Raw genomic sequence first — 15,348 nt, forward strand, 5'->3', positions numbered from 1 at the left:
AGCAAAAAATTCATGGCAAAAACAAACACTCCGTTCGATCTGGATATGCTTTCCAGATTCTATGCAAACTTCTCTTCAAAAGTTGCAGCAGCCAGGAAAAAAATAAACCGGCCGCTTACATTAACCGAAAAAATATTATTCAGCCATTTGCATTCGGACTGTCCGATGGCAGATTACAAAAGAGGCGAAGATTACGTGTTTTTTGCACCTGATCGCGTAGCTATGCAAGATGCAACAGCACAGATGGCTTTACTCCAGTTCATGACCTGCGGCAAAGACAAATGTGCAGTACCCACTACGGTACATTGCGACCACTTGATTCTTGCCGAAAATGGTGCCAAGAATGACTTAAAAACAGCCAACAAGGACAATAAAGAAGTTTACCATTTTTTAAAGTCCATTTCCAATAAATATGGTATTGGATTCTGGAAACCTGGAGCGGGCATTATTCATCAGATCGTGCTTGAGAACTACGCTTTTCCGGGCGGGATGATGGTCGGTACAGATTCTCATACTCCCAATGCTGGTGGCCTCGGTATGGTGGCTATAGGCGTAGGAGGCGCCGATGCAGTTGACGTAATGGCCGGAATGTCCTGGGAGCTGAAAATGCCAAAAATCATAGGCGTTCATCTTACAGGCAAATTGTCGGGTTGGACATCAGCCAAGGATGTTATCTTGAAAGTTGCCGGCATTCTAACAGTAAAAGGAGGAACGGGAGCCATCGTCGAATATTTTGGAGAAGGAGCGCGAAACCTCTCTTGCACAGGAAAGGGAACCATATGCAATATGGGCGCGGAAATCGGTGCGACTACCTCAACATTCGGATACGATGAATCCATGGCAAAATACCTGAGACATACAGGAAGAGACGTCATCGCCGATATGTGCGACAAAATCGCGTCTGACCTTACCGGAGACGCAGAATGTTACGCAAATCCGGCAGTTTATTTTGACCAACTGATTGAGTTAGACCTCAACACATTGGAGCCACATATCAATGGCCCTTATACTCCGGACCTCGCATGGCCGCTTTCGCAGTTTGCTCAAGCCGTCCGGGAAAATAATTACCCCGAAAAACTAGAAGTTGGTCTCATTGGCTCTTGTACCAACTCATCTTACGAAGACCTGTCGCGTGCGGCTTCCTTGGCTCAACAAGCCGTTAAGAAAAATTTGAGGATAAAATCTGAATTTACCGTAACTCCTGGTTCTGAACAGATCAGATATACCGTGGAGCGAGATGGCATTCTGAAGAGCTTCGAAAAAATAGGAGGTGTTGTACTTGCCAATGCCTGTGGGCCTTGTATCGGCCAATGGCAAAGACATATGGCTGACCCTTCGCGAAAAAATTCAATCATCACTTCATTCAACCGGAATTTCTCTAAAAGGAACGACGGCAACCCAAATACACATGCTTTTGTAGCATCGCCGGAGATAGTTACAGCGCTCGCGATTGCAGGCAAACTGAGCTTCAACCCGATCACTGATACTCTCACCAACGAAGCCGGCCAGCAGGTAAAACTTGAGCCACCCGTTGGACACGAACTGCCTACAAAAGGATTTGAAGTGAAGGATGCAGGATACGAAGCACCGGCACAAGATGGAGCATCGGTTGTGGTCAAGGTGAAAAGAGGATCTAATCGTTTGCAATTACTAAAACCGTTCAAACCCATTACAGCCTCGCAAGTCAAGAACATGCGCCTTCTCATCAAAACAAAAGGCAAGTGCACTACTGACCACATCTCTATGGCAGGCCCCTGGCTTGAGTTCCGCGGACATCTTGAGAATATTTCCAACAACTGCCTCATCGGTGCTATCAATGCTTACAATGATGAATCTAACAAGGTGCTGAATTTTGTTGAGGATAAATATATGGCAGTTCCGGACTCCGCAAGGGCTTATCAGAAAGCCAAGATCAGTACGATCGTAGTTGGAGAAGAAAATTACGGTGAAGGGTCCAGTAGAGAGCACGCAGCTATGGAGCCTCGCTACTTGGGTGTCAGAGCCGTGATCGTGAAATCCTTTGCGAGAATCCACGAAACCAATCTTAAGAAGCAAGGGATGCTGGCTCTCACTTTTGCCAACCCAAAGGACTACGATCTGATCCGCCAAGATGACACATTTAAGTTGGACGGGTTTGCTGCGATGAAGCCCGGCAAAGCCTTGTTTTTGGTAGCGCAACACGCAGATGGAACAAAGGACAGAATAAAACTAAACCACACGTACAACGAGCAGCAGATCAGCTGGCTGAGGGAAGGTTCCGCATTAAATAAAATCAGAAAAGAACTTATCAAGTAATTTTAAATATAAAAAGTTCTAATATATTTGTCGTTTGTTCAGTGTGAATCCTGAACGGTCAAACAAATTATTGTTCATTAAAAATTTACTTATGTTTAAAGAATTTAAAGATTTTGCAATGAAGGGAAACCTCATTGACATCGCAGTCGGTCTCGTTATGGCAACAGCATTTGGTACGATCGTCGCTGCGTTCGTAGATGGAATGTTCATGCCAATAGTTGGAAAAATATTTCAGCTGGGCGATATGGCAAAAGCTGAATATGTGTTATCTCCGGAAGTACTAGGTGCAGACGGTAAAGTTGCGACTCCAAAGTCAGCAATACAATGGGGAAGATTCATTACTGCAGTGATCAATTTCATCATCATCGCTTGGGTGATGTTTATGATTGTTAAATCAGCAAATAAAATGAAAGAACCACCTCCGGCAGCTCCAGCGGGACCTACTCAGGAAGAGTTACTCACTCAAATCAGAGATTTGCTGAAGAGATAATGAGTTTTTTACCAAAATTTATCAGCCGCAGTAATTTTTTTATTGCGGCTTTTTTTTTTGTTCAAAATTCAATTCTAAATAAATTGGGTAATAAGGATTTATTACTTTATAAATGTTGAATATTGGGCGGCGGAATTGTTTTCTAATAAATCTTCAGCAGCAAAAATTGGTTTTAATCCCTTAAAAAAATGCGTTTGATTCTTGGAGATATGCCGCAGAGAATTTCATAGGGTATCGTTTGTACGGCTAAAGCCAATTGTTGCACTGGGCGATTTTTACCAAAAATTTCAACACTCATTCCTATATGTGCATCCTTCACCTCACTGATATCAATCATGCACATATCCATGCAAACAATTCCAAGAATGGGACATTCAATACCTGAGACCAACACTCGAAAACCATTCATTCCTGCATTGCGAGGAAGACCATCAGCATATCCTACACTGATGATCGCTATTTGCATATCCCGCTCACATTGGTAGCTGCGGTTATAACTGACCGTGTCTCCTTGTTGCAATGATTTTATCTGGCTGATTTTAGCCTTCAGACAATGTGAAGCTTCCATTTGCTCTCTTATTTCTGCCGAGCTGTCAAGGCCATAAAGACCAATGCCAATGCGGACCATATCTGCTTGCGCATCAGGCCACCTGGCAATACCTGAGCTGCTCAATGAATGGATCAATACTTTATATCCCAAAGTCTGTTGGATGTTTTCACAGATCAAGCCAAATTCCGACAATTGTTGAGCGGTAAACTCATCAAAAGCTTTCTGATCGCTGGCAGATAAATGTGTAAAGATTGATTTGACTTTCAGTTTACTTCCATTCTTTTGAAGCCATCGACACAGTAGATCAATATCATCTGGACCAAACCCCAATCTGTGCATTCCGGTGTCGATTTTCAGATGGATGTCAGTCGGCTCAGTGAGTTCTAAGATTTTTTCAAGATCTTGACATTGTTCCATGCAGTAAATCTCAGGCTCCAGGCTGTTTTCTTTCAATATTAGGAAATTCCCTATACCACAATTCATGACCAGAACCGGCAGTCGAATCCCCTTCTCTCTCAACAATATCCCTTCATCAGGATAGGCGACAGCAAGATAGTCGACAGACTTAAATTCCATCAGTCGTGCGATTTCATAGTGGCCACTGCCGTATGATGCTGCTTTCACTACAGCCATGATCTTGGTATCTGCTTTGATGATACTTTTATAGAACTGAAGATTGTGTTCTATTGCTTTAAGGTCTATTTCCAAAATGGCGTCATGTCTCGACGCTGAATAATCTTCAAAAAATCTCTCCAGCTTGAATTTACGAGCACCTTTGATCAAGATAATTTCTCCCTGGAATCGTAACTGACTGATTTGATCCAAGAGGGTTTCAGTATCGTTAAAATGGTAAAATTGGCTTTGCTCCGGTATCCAGTTTCTCAACTCCTGAATGGCCGAACCAATGCAAACTACTTTTTTTACCTGAAAGAGTCGGATCAGTTCTCCGAGCTCCCTGAATAATCTCTCGTCATGATGGTGTTGTGCAAAATCAGAAATGACGATCGTTCTGGAATATCGAAGGCTTTGCTGATCCATAAATTGCAAGCCAAGTTTCAGGGACTGGAGATCCAGGATATAGCTGTCGTTGATCAACAAACAGTCATTGAGACCTTCCTTCAATTCCATTCGCATACTCAACTGGTGCAAATCAGAAAGTCCTTGCTGGATATCCTCATGTCTCAGCCCCAGATAAGTACAAGTGAGGATGAGGTGAATTGCGTTTTCAGCCGCGAATGAATCTCGATGTGGCAGTTGATACACCGACAGATCAGATCCGTGTCTTACATAGATTTCTGTATTGTCTTCCTGAATTTTGAGTGCAAGTTGATACTCTGCCTCATCAGGCTGAAAATTCCAGTTGATCCATTTGGTTTTTAGATGTTGGATTGCTGTGGCGACGTGGGGATCTTTTTTTGTAATGAGTACTTGACAGCTATTGAACAAGGTCATTTTTTCCCGCCATTTTTGTTCTCTGGACTCAAATCCAAGGTCATGGGCGTCACCAACATTGGTCAGTACTCCGACTGTAGGCCGGATGATATCAAGCAATTTTGTCATCTCACCGGGCCGGGAGATCCCTGCTTCAAAAATCCCAATCTCATGATAGCTGTCCAGTTGGAGTACAGAGAGCGCTACGCCAAGTTGTGAATTATAAGATTTGGGCGATTTACAAATTTTGTAGTGCCGTGATAGAATTTCGCTTAACCATTCTTTTAAAATTGTTTTCCCGTTGGATCCTGTAATTCCGATAATAGGAATCTGAAATTGTTTTCTGTGAAAGGCTGCCCAGGTCTGCAAGCTGCCAAGAACATTATCCACCTGAAAAAAGATGACCTCAGGATTGCCGGAAAGCATCTCCCTGTCGACTAAAAACGTCCGAACACCAAGATCTATGAGCTCGGGTATAAAATGATGACCATCCGTATGGGTACCAGAAAGCGCAATGAATATCGTAGAAGCCGGATCAGTAATGTACCTGCTGTCTATACTGACCTGTGTTATGCTTCTCTGTTTCTGTGCAACCGGTTTTGCACAGCCGAAAATGTTCGCTAAAGATTCCAGATTGTAGTTCATGGATCAGAGGTCAAAACCAATATCTCTCCTGAAATATTTTCCTTCAAAATGAACCGAGGCAGCTAGTTCATTGGCTTTGAGCAGAGCATCAGCTTGGCTGACTCCCAATCCGGTGGCTGCAAATACTCTGCCCCCAGCGGTTTTGATACCATGGTTATCCTGGATCGTTCCGGAATGAAAGAGGATTTGCGAGCGATCTAGCATTGATGGCAGATGCACGGATTTTCCCTTTTCAAATGCAGCAGGATAACCCTGTGATGCAAGTACTATGGTAGTCGCAAATTGCTTTGAAATTTTGGCCATTGTTCCTGAAAGTGTTCCTTCGGTTGCTGCCAAAAATAGTGTAAGAAGATCCGTCTCGAGACGAGGTAAAATCACCTCAGTCTCAGGGTCTCCCAATCTCACGTTGTATTCAATGACAAAGGGATCTCCTTTCACATTGATTAAACCAAAAAAAACAATACCACAGTAGGGTATATTCTCTTTTCGCAATCCATTGATTGTAGGAACGACGATGCGACTCAGCACCTTGGACATCAGCTCATCATTGACAAAATGCACCGGTGACACTGCGCCCATACCTCCTGTATTTGGACCAGTGTCGCCTTCACCAATCCTTTTATAATCTTTTGCTTCCGGCAATAGCACAAAATCCTTCCCATCAGTGAGCGCAAACACCGAAAATTCTATTCCATGTAAAAACTCCTCTATCACCAAGGTGCTGGAAGCTGATCCAAATTTTCCCGACAGCATTTCACCTGCTTCCTGAATTGCAGATCCATGGTCAGGACATATGACGACACCTTTTCCTGCTGCCAAGCCATCCGCTTTGAGCACAATTGGAGGCTGAAGTCTATGGATGAACTGCAACACATCATTCATTTGATGAGATTGAAAGGCGGAATATGCAGCCGTTGGGATCTGATGCCTGGCCATAAAGGATTTAGCGTATGACTTGCTGCTTTCAAGTAATGCACCTGCTTTTCCGGGTCCGATGAGGCCTATTTTTTGTTGAGGAAATGCAGCTCGGATTTCATCCATCAGACCGTTTGCCAGAGGGGCTTCAGGACCGCAGATGACGAGATCTACATGGTTTAGTCTGATCCAATCCACGATGGCAGCGACATCGTCTGCGGCAATAGAAATATTAGTGCCCAATGATGCTGTACCTGGATTACCAGGCATCACAAATAAAGAAGACAAATGCGGACTTTGATTCAAGGACCGGGCTATGGCGTGTTCTCTCCCACCTGAGCCTAACAGGAGTACTGATTTTTTCATCGTGCGGTAAAAATAAGACGCCCTGGATTAAGATTTGACCTGTGCTTCCAGATAAGATTCAAGAGGAAGTATTTTTAAGCTCCTTTCTCTGATTTTAAATCTGTCTCCGGTAGCCAATACGTGCGTAGTAAGGTTGGACAGTGACATAGGGGTGCCAGATTCTAGAACATCATAATTGTTGTGACTGAGGTGCCTGGGATCAAATAAGATCACCATCCCTGAACCGATCACTTCACAGTCATTTCCTCTGCGGATGACAAGGCCGGTATCCTCTGCTAAACCTATACCAAGCAAGCGCGGATGTCTCGCGACTGCCTCTGCTAGGCGACCAAATCTGCCCCTCTGGATAAAATGTGTATCTATGATTACATTATCAAGCAATGACATTCCTCTGGACATCTTGATATTGCCTTTGATCAATGATTCTGGTGGACCACTGCCGGCAATCATTTCATGTGACATAGACATTGCTCCTGCGCTCGTCCCCGCCAGAACAAACTTTCCGTCCATTAATCTGGAAACGAGTTCGACATGCATCTGCGTATTGCCTATGTACTTGACTATCTTGGATTGATCTCCACCTGAGAATAGAACACAATCCGCATTGTGGATATGCCTCAAATGATTGAGATCCTCTGCAGCCTCTATACTACGGATATGCAGCACATCCACATGAGTACATCCAAGCGTCCTGAATGCGTGTAAATAATTGTTACCTACCTCAACGGGAATGCTGGAAGCTGTGGTGATGACCACAATTTTGGCTGCTGTGCCACCAGCTTCTTTGACTACACGTGAGAGAATACCCCTTTCAATGAAGTCAAGTGTGTACATTTCGTTCGGACCCATCCCTTTATCTTCGTTACCTCCTATCGGAATGAGCGTACCTTTATATTCGGTCATCTGGTTAGCAAAATGGAACCGCAAAACTAAACAAATTCATATAAACGGCTACAATGCAACGCAGCTTGAGAGCTAAGTCATTGAAAATCTTAAATTTAGGAACCTTTTTTTTGGATCTTTGCGATCGTACCCGTAGTAGAAAATCCATCGACAAAGGCCAGGCTCAACACCTTTCCTCCTTTCTCCGTCACAATATCAGCTCCTACAATTTGCTCAACTTTCCAGTCACCACCTTTGACCAAAATATCCGGCAAGAGTAGCTGAATCAATGATAATGGTGTTTCTTCGTCAAACAATACAACAAGATCTGCACATTCAAGCGCTCCCAGGAGGAGCATACGACTTTGCTCATCATTGACAGGTCTGTCGGGGCCCTTCAGTAGTTTGACACTATGGTCGGAGTTGACACCAATTACCAACCGATCACCTTGAGTCCTGGCTGCAAAAAGATATTCTATATGCCCTCGGTGCAATATATCAAAACAGCCATTGGTGAAAACGATTTCCATTCCTTGGTCCTTCCAGTGTTGAACGATTTTTGCTGCTTGTTCTCTGGTGACAATTTTATTGTGTACTTGATCAATTGTTTTCATGTGGACGGTCTATTCGTTGTAGAATTAACGATGGGCAGATAAATTAATGCCGCAATTCCCATCAAAATATTTGTAGCAAACTGAGCACTGAAAAAAGCAATATTGGCAAAGGAGAATGCATCCAATTCATTGATCCCGTAAAAACTCAGTGCGAGTATCATCAGATAATGATAACTACCCATGCCTCCAGGCGTTGGAACAACCATGCCTAAGGCAGAAAAAACATATATCAACAATGCCGCAGAAATTCCAATGTGACTGGTTGCATCAAAAGCCTTCAAAGCAAAAAGCAGCATCATGAAATACCAGAACCAAACCAATGCTGTATGCAAGAGGAAAAGATAGGGACTGTCTAATGATCCTATGGCTCTTATTCCTGAAACAAAACCTGAAAGCTTGATGCCGACCTGTCTTACAAAATGCCACTGTCTCCAGATCGACCTGCTGAAGAAAATCAGCAAAACAATAAGTAAGGAAGCGACCCCCAGAATGATCAATAGTGAGAACTTTTGGTTCATGCTCGCAAAAACATATTTTCCCAGAAAGTCCTTAAAAATATGCCATTGAATCGCCATTGCCAGAGCTATGAGGCCTAGCATGGAAACCATGTCGACCATCCTGTCCAGCACTATCGTGCCAAGTGTTTTGTCCAGACCGATCTTTTCATACTTAGACATGAAGCTCGCCCTAAAAAATTCTCCGCTGCGGGGTAAACCAAGATTGGCAAAATAAGCAATGGAAACAGATCCATAAGCATTGACAAAACGAGTTTTGTAACCCATGCTTCTTAAGATCATTTGCCATCTCAGTGATCGGCTCACATTGCTCATAGAAAATGCCACAAATATCAATGCGATATAAAACCAGTTCACAGAGCTAAAGTCCTTCCAGAGCTTGTCTTTTAAGCTGCACTTTTCAATTGGAATTTCATGTGAGCTGCAGTATAAGAAGTAAGCATCCCTCTGTCCATGGTAGATATACCACATGATAAATAAGCCAAGGCCCAGAAATAAAATAAATTGCAGAATTTGTTTGAGAAGTCGAGGCAAAATTTATGATTTCAGGCGATTTTGTTCATCTACATAAACTGTAGTGGGATGAAAACCTTTAGCCTCTTCCGGTGTCATGAAAGCATAAGAAATAATGATCAAAATATCGCCTACCTCAGCCTTGCGAGCCGCGGCCCCATTCAGGCAAATGCGTCCTGAATTTGGCTCGCCTTTGATCACATAAGTCTCGAATCTTTCGCCGTTGTTGTTATTGACAATCTGGACTTTTTCTCCCTCATAAATGTCAGCGGCTTTCATCAACACTTCGTCGATAGTGATACTTCCCACATAATTCAAATTTGCCTCTGTGACAAAAGCACGGTGGATTTTTGATTTAAAAAATTGAAGAAACATGGCGCAAATGTAGCAAATTAATTTCTGCTCTATCAACAGCAGTCATAGGGTAGATAGTTCAAAATTAGAGTGATTTGAGGATAAGATTGTCGATCAGCCTTATATCATTTGCCCATGCAGCCGTAAGTACTACAATATATTCTGATTTTTGACTATCGACAACACTTTGTAAGTTGTTTCCATCTACAATTTCAAGATATTCTGGCCTCAGCCCTTCGTCTTCCATCATTTTCCAGGCATGATTTTTTAAAATCTCCAGGGGATATTTTCCAAATTCGTCTTTAATTTTGGACAAAGCTTTGTAAATCACCACGGATTTCTTTCTCATTTGCGGACTTAATCTCATATTGCGAGAGCTCATAGCAAGACCATCAGATTCTCTCAATGTTGGCGCTAAGACGAGCTGTACCGGTAAATTGAGGCTCCTTATCATCAGTTGCACCAGGGACACCTGTTGAAAATCTTTCTGCCCCATGATTAAAAGATCAGGCTTTACGATATCCAGCAGCCTTTTGACTACTTGCAGCATCCCATCAAAATGTCCAGGACGAAAAACTCCTTCCATCACCTTATCCAGACCTTGAAGGTCGATCTGCACTCTCGTGTCCAGTTGTGGAGGATAAATCTCTTCGATTGAGGGAGCAAACAAGACATCACATTTGTATGACCTGAGCAGAGCGGTGTCTTTATCTAACATTCGTGGATATTTGAGTAAATCCTGCATGTTATTAAATTGTGTTGGATTGACAAAAAGGCTACACACCGTTTTCGCACCCATCTCCCTCCCAATTTGGATAAGTGAGACATGCCCTTGGTGCAAAGCGCCCATGGTAGGAGCAAATGCGATCTTTTCACCCTTAGCCCTCAACAGTGCCAGATGCGCTTGGAGAGGTTTGACCGTTTTATATATTTTCATGAATCGGGAAAAAAAGCAAACGTACAATTTTTTTAAAGATTAATTCAATCTGTATCTGCACCGGACAATTAATTTTGCGGGAACATGATTGCATTGATTCAGAAAAGAATAACGTGGAGTATCATACTTCTCATTCAGACATTATTTTTATTCAAATATTTATATAGAATTGCAGGTGAATGGTCTTATGTGTTGTGTTTTACTTTTCTACTCGGAATGGTTTATCTGATCCAAAATGAAAGAATAAATCAGTTTACACTGCACAGAAAGATGCTTGCATTATTTATCGGTGCATTTTTAGTCATGATCATGTTTTTATTGTCGAGGATTCCATTTGAGAATCTTCAGGTTGATCGTTGGAGTGTGATCAGCTCATTTTGGACACAGGTTTTTCATCATCAATATGCTTATGAGGCGATTTCACATTTGGGTAATCATCCGGGTCCTCTACCATTTTATTTTATTGTTTCACTACCTTTTTACCTGATTGGAGATGTGGCACTTCTTTCTTTGGCAAGTTTGCTTGTATTCATTTATTATCTTGCTCATAAAAAAAACAACAGCTTCCTTTTTATTTCAACTCTTTTTGTTTTTCCCGTTTTCGTTTATGAAGTGTTAACCAGAAGTACGATATTGACTTTTAGTTTGATCTGCCTGATATATTTTGACTTTCTGTTTTCAACTGACAAAAAATCAAATATTAGTAGTATTTTATTTTCAGCCGTACTTGGTGGAATGGTCCTCTGTACTAGAAATGTTTATGGCGGCCTTTTTCTGATAAGTTCAGTTTATTTTCTTTTGGAGAATTATTTTGGCACAGTCACTAAATGGATTCTATGGAATTCCGTCGTACTGACATCTTTTTGTTTATTGTTTTTACCTTTTATTTGGGGTCATACGCAAGTTTGGCAACAATACAATCCATTTCTAACGCAATCTGATAAGCTTTTTCCTGAATATCTTTCGATAATAGTATTATTGATAGCACTGGGTTCCGGTTGTTGGATCAATGTAAAAAACTACAATTTTATATTTGGTTCATGGCTATTCCTGGTAGCTTTGATCTATATGGGTGATGTGACTGCGACATATGGTTGGAATGAAGCTTTTTTTTCTTCTAAGGCGGACATCACTTATTTTATTCTTGGAATTCCTTTTTTATATGCACATCTCGCTTCAGAGGAAACTGCTGTAGCTATCAAAATATAAGCGTATTCGAAATTTAAAGGAATGTTTTTCTGATTACCATTTCGAATACTGGATATTTTTCTTTGATTTCTGAAGCACTGTCACTATTGTGAATTTTGTAGTCTTCTTTGAAGCCAATAGTGTGACACTGGATGTTGTAGTGTGGTGCTTTGAGCTGTATGAATTCTCTGATCAACTCCTGTACATCAAAATCAATATACTTTGAATCTGAAGCATCTAAAATCACTGAAGAGTTTTTTGGTAAATGATCTAACATCTTTCTTATTTCCGCTTTATTGAGGAAGGATACTTCTTCTGAAAAATGCACGAGTACCAGGTCTTTATTTTCGGTCTGTTCTGTGAAGATTACAAATGAATTTTTAAAATTTCCAACCAAAATGGCGGAGACGCTGGTCGCAAGCCCGATTGCTACACCATACAACAAGTCGGTAAAAACAATCGCGAGTACTGTTACCACAAATGGCACCCATTGGTATTTACTTTTTGGAAGAAACCAATGAAAATAGAGGGTTTGCATAATTTAAAGCCGGTGAGCAATAAGATAGATGCCAGAGCAGCCAAAGGGATCATGTTCAGCAATGAAGGAATTCCTATAACACAAATGAGGAGTATGATACCGTGGATGATAGTTGCAAATTTAGATTGCGCGTTTGCATTAAAATTGGCACTACTTCTGACGATGACGCTGGTGATAGGAAGTCCTCCGAGAAGACCGGAGAGTATATTACCTATTCCCTGTGCCAACAGCTCTCGATTGGGATTTGTTACCCTCCTTTGGCGATCCAACTTGTCGATCGCTTCCACACTCAGCAAGCTCTCAATTGATGCAACAATGGCTATAGTTAATCCAATGGCATAGATGTCCTTTCGATACAACACATCAAAATCAGGAGTTTTGAAAAAACTGTAGAATTCGCTCAAATTGTGGGCGATCGGCACCTGAACAAAATGATTGGGTTCAATTAGTAAAAAACTATAGTGTTTGAAAATAAGCTGGCTGAGCGCTATACTTGCTGCAACTGCTATTAATCCCCCAGGAATGATTTTGAGCTTAGCCGAAATCCATCTGCTTTCCCAAAGTAGCATGATAACTATGGATAGCAATGATATAGTCGTAGCTCCCAAGTCGATGTATTGTATTTTTTCGGTGATGAATGCAAGTGCATTGGGGCCATGGTGTTGTAAAAATGACAATAAGCTATCTTTCGTTTTGCCATATCCAAGTGCAATAGGAAGCTGTTTGAGGATGATGATGATTCCAATAGCAGTTAGCATTCCTTTAATCACATTGCTCGGAAAATAATTTGCGATCATTCCGGCTTTAATCACGCCAAGCAGAATTTGAATAATCCCTGCGATAATGACTGCCACAAGAAAAGCTTCAAATGAACCAAGCGTGGTTATAGACACGAAAATAATGGAGACCAATCCTGCTGCGGGTCCGCTCACGCTAAGCGGAGAGTTGCTCAGTGAGCCTACTACAATACCACCCAGTATTCCTGCGATCATACCACTGAAAAGAGGCGCGCCACCGGCAAGTGCAATTCCCAAACATAAGGGCAATGCAACAAAAAATACCACAATGCCGGCAGGCAAATCATGCTTGAATCGATAGAATAAAGTGGAGGGTCTATACATTTCAGAAGACTGAAGGGATGAATTTGTTTTAATTAAAAATTAAGGAGATTGTTTGATGAATTTATATAATGTGCATACATTTCTTGGAGCTTAGGAATATAGTGAGAATAATATTTTGTTGTATCTGTTTTTACCATCTATTTGCTGATTTAGAATGATGAGGATAAGTTGCAAAATTAGGAGAAAATATCAACATCAATATTCATACTTATGTTTCTTAAATGATGACCAAATAAACTTTCATCCAAAAAATGAATAGCTTGAATATTAATTTCTATCGAGAGCTGAAAAACAGCTCGAACAGTGGTTTTTTCCAAGCGGCAAGAAGTATGCGCTTTATCTGGATAGTAGTCATGACTTTTATCACAAATACATACTTAACGGGGCAAGCCTTCCCATTTGAAATGCTGTTGGAACCACTTCATATTACTGGAATGCAAGGAATCCAATCTTATGCTGTTGGGCAGCATGGAGGTAAATGGATGTTGATTGGTGGTCGGATTGATGGACTCCACCGCCGCCAACCTTTTGCATCGTTTGATCAGCCAGGACAAAATAATCAAATCATTGTAGTGGATCCCAAAGAAGGAAAATTTTGGACAGCTTCTGTAGAGAAACTATCTCCTCCATTGAGAGAGCAACTGAAATCCACAAATATGGAATTCTATCAAGAAGCTCAAAACCTGATTTTAGTTGGTGGGTATGGATTCAGTGATATAACAGGAGATCATGTCACTTTTCCAAATCTGACGGTAGTCGATATTCCCGCAACCATACAGGCTGTCATCGAAAATCGACTGACCGATCAATTCTTTAGGCAACTACGAGACACTTTTTTTCAAATCACAGGTGGTAGATTAGACAAAATAAATAATTCCTATTATCTGATTGGAGGTCAGAAATTTATGGGCAGATATAATCCAATGGGTCCGACTCATGGACCAGGTTTTGTTCAGGAGTATACCAACTGTTTAAAGAAGTTTGACCTGATAGATGATAGTTCTCAGATTCGGATTACTAATGTTAATCGTTGGACAGATAAAACTGCTTTTCATAGAAGAGATTATAATGTTGTCGCACAGATCATGCCTGACGGTAGGGAAGGCCTCACCGCATTTTCTGGTGTTTTTCAAGAAACAGCAGATCTTCCATATTTGAATTCAGTCGATATCACAGAGCAGAAGTATGAAATTGTACCTGGATTTGCACAGTACTTCAATCATTACCATTGCGCTACGATTCCTTTGTATTCTGAAAAAAATAATGAAATGCACACCTTGTTTTTTGGAGGCATAGCCCAGTATTATGAAAAAAATGGCCAATTAGTTCAGGACAATAATGTGCCGTTTGTAAAAACAATTGCAAGGATTACTAGGTCAGCTGATGGAAAAATGATAGAATATAAATTGCCTTTTGAATTACCGGAATGGTTAGGAGCGAGCAGTGAACTAATTCAGGAAGCCAACTTACCAAAATTTAAAAATAATGTTGTCAAATTGGATGAATTGAATTCTGACACAACCCTACTAGGTTATCTTGTTGGAGGTATTAGAAGTAATGCTGCAAATATATTTTGGGATAATGAAGGGGATTTAAGTACTGCAATGAATACAATATTCAAAGTAAAATTGGTTAAAATCAATACCGGCTCAAATGACTTTAAAAATGAACAAAGTTGTAATCAACTTCAACTACATATTCTGCCAAATCCAAACGAAGGGCAGTTTGTGTTGTCATACTTTTTAGCTGAACCATCCGACATTCAAATTACGATTACCACCGAAAACGGAAAACTAATTCACGAAAAAAAGTTGGTAAATCAAAACTCAGGAAAGCATCTATATAAGAGTGAATTTCCTCAACTGAAAAAGCCAGGTGTTTATTTTGTAAAAATTAAATCAAAAGACGTTGAAGCGACGCAAAAGGCTATCGTTTCTCCGTAAAAAAAAAGGGAAGAATTCTCATTCTCCCCCTTTTTAGATTTATGATAGAAA

General features: G+C 41.1%; 11 protein-coding genes and 1 pseudogene. 4 read left to right on the top strand and 8 right to left on the bottom strand.

The features are described from left to right. The first annotated feature begins 12 nt into the window (after window positions 1–12). Window positions 13–2,295: an aconitate hydratase gene (locus IPI99_05605; protein ID MBK7339984.1), complete on the top strand. Its 2,283-nt coding sequence runs from the start codon at window positions 13–15 to the stop codon at window positions 2,293–2,295. 91 nt (window positions 2,296–2,386) lie between these two features. After that, window positions 2,387–2,785 carry a large conductance mechanosensitive channel protein MscL gene (gene mscL / locus IPI99_05610; GenBank protein MBK7339985.1) on the top strand — a complete coding sequence of 133 codons (399 nt, stop codon included), beginning with the start codon at window positions 2,387–2,389 and terminating at the stop codon, window positions 2,783–2,785. Window positions 2,786–2,957: 172 nt separating this feature from the next. On the opposite strand, the gene IPI99_05615 is transcribed toward mscL, so the two are convergent. The 7 genes from IPI99_05615 to IPI99_05645 form a co-directional block, all read right to left on the bottom strand. Then, window positions 2,958–5,411 carry a bifunctional UDP-N-acetylmuramoyl-tripeptide:D-alanyl-D-alanine ligase/alanine racemase gene (locus IPI99_05615; protein MBK7339986.1) on the bottom strand — a complete coding sequence of 818 codons (2,454 nt, stop codon included), beginning with the start codon at window positions 5,409–5,411 and terminating at the stop codon, window positions 2,958–2,960. 3 nt (window positions 5,412–5,414) lie between these two features. Continuing rightward, window positions 5,415–6,692, bottom strand: coding sequence for a phosphoribosylamine--glycine ligase (gene purD, locus IPI99_05620; GenBank protein ID MBK7339987.1), 1,278 nt, complete (start codon window positions 6,690–6,692; stop codon window positions 5,415–5,417). Window positions 6,693–6,719: 27 nt separating this feature from the next. After that, window positions 6,720–7,595, bottom strand: a complete 876-nt coding sequence (locus IPI99_05625) for a cyanophycinase (GenBank protein ID MBK7339988.1) — start codon at window positions 7,593–7,595, stop codon at window positions 6,720–6,722. 95 nt (window positions 7,596–7,690) lie between these two features. Next, entirely contained in the window at window positions 7,691–8,188 is a 498-nt protein-coding gene (rfaE2, locus tag IPI99_05630; protein ID MBK7339989.1) for a D-glycero-beta-D-manno-heptose 1-phosphate adenylyltransferase, read from the bottom strand. After that, window positions 8,185–9,237: a flippase-like domain-containing protein gene (locus IPI99_05635; protein ID MBK7339990.1), complete on the bottom strand. Its 1,053-nt coding sequence runs from the start codon at window positions 9,235–9,237 to the stop codon at window positions 8,185–8,187. Before IPI99_05635 ends, rfaE2 begins: the two co-directional genes overlap by 4 nt. A gap of 3 nt (window positions 9,238–9,240) precedes the next feature. Then, entirely contained in the window at window positions 9,241–9,591 is a 351-nt protein-coding gene (locus IPI99_05640; GenBank protein MBK7339991.1) for an aspartate 1-decarboxylase, read from the bottom strand. Between the two features lie 64 nt (window positions 9,592–9,655). Continuing rightward, on the bottom strand, window positions 9,656–10,507 hold the full coding sequence (locus tag IPI99_05645; GenBank protein MBK7339992.1) for a pantoate--beta-alanine ligase: 852 nt from the start codon (window positions 10,505–10,507) through the stop codon (window positions 9,656–9,658). Window positions 10,508–10,591: 84 nt separating this feature from the next. On the opposite strand from IPI99_05645, the gene IPI99_05650 reads away from it, so the two are divergent. Next, window positions 10,592–11,716, top strand: a complete 1,125-nt coding sequence (locus IPI99_05650; protein MBK7339993.1) for a hypothetical protein — start codon at window positions 10,592–10,594, stop codon at window positions 11,714–11,716. Window positions 11,717–11,729: 13 nt separating this feature from the next. Here IPI99_05650 and IPI99_05655 read toward each other — a convergent pair. After that, window positions 11,730–13,354: pseudogene (locus IPI99_05655) on the bottom strand (SulP family inorganic anion transporter). A 251-nt stretch (window positions 13,355–13,605) separates the two neighbouring features. Between IPI99_05655 and IPI99_05660 the strand changes: the two are divergent. Then, window positions 13,606–15,297, top strand: coding sequence for a T9SS type A sorting domain-containing protein (locus tag IPI99_05660; GenBank protein MBK7339994.1), 1,692 nt, complete (start codon window positions 13,606–13,608; stop codon window positions 15,295–15,297). Window positions 15,298–15,348 lie beyond the last annotated feature (51 nt).

This window comes from Saprospiraceae bacterium (assembly GCA_016710235.1).
In the GTDB taxonomy this organism is placed as follows: Bacteria; Bacteroidota; Bacteroidia; order Chitinophagales; family Saprospiraceae; genus Vicinibacter.

Excerpts from the sequence above, each read along its gene's own strand:
- IPI99_05605 (MBK7339984.1), top strand. The coding sequence starts at position 13 with ATGGCAAAAACAAACACTCCGTTCGATCTGGATATGCTTTCCAGATTC.
- mscL (MBK7339985.1), top strand. The coding sequence starts at position 2,387 with ATGTTTAAAGAATTTAAAGATTTTGCAATGAAGGGAAACCTCATTGAC.
- IPI99_05615 (MBK7339986.1), bottom strand. The coding sequence starts at position 5,411 with ATGAACTACAATCTGGAATCTTTAGCGAACATTTTCGGCTGTGCAAAA.
- purD (MBK7339987.1), bottom strand. The coding sequence starts at position 6,692 with ATGAAAAAATCAGTACTCCTGTTAGGCTCAGGTGGGAGAGAACACGCC.
- IPI99_05625 (MBK7339988.1), bottom strand. The coding sequence starts at position 7,595 with ATGACCGAATATAAAGGTACGCTCATTCCGATAGGAGGTAACGAAGAT.
- rfaE2 (MBK7339989.1), bottom strand. The coding sequence starts at position 8,188 with ATGAAAACAATTGATCAAGTACACAATAAAATTGTCACCAGAGAACAA.
- IPI99_05640 (MBK7339991.1), bottom strand. The coding sequence starts at position 9,591 with ATGTTTCTTCAATTTTTTAAATCAAAAATCCACCGTGCTTTTGTCACA.
- IPI99_05645 (MBK7339992.1), bottom strand. The coding sequence starts at position 10,507 with ATGAAAATATATAAAACGGTCAAACCTCTCCAAGCGCATCTGGCACTG.
- IPI99_05650 (MBK7339993.1), top strand. The coding sequence starts at position 10,592 with ATGATTGCATTGATTCAGAAAAGAATAACGTGGAGTATCATACTTCTC.
- IPI99_05660 (MBK7339994.1), top strand. The coding sequence starts at position 13,606 with ATGAATAGCTTGAATATTAATTTCTATCGAGAGCTGAAAAACAGCTCG.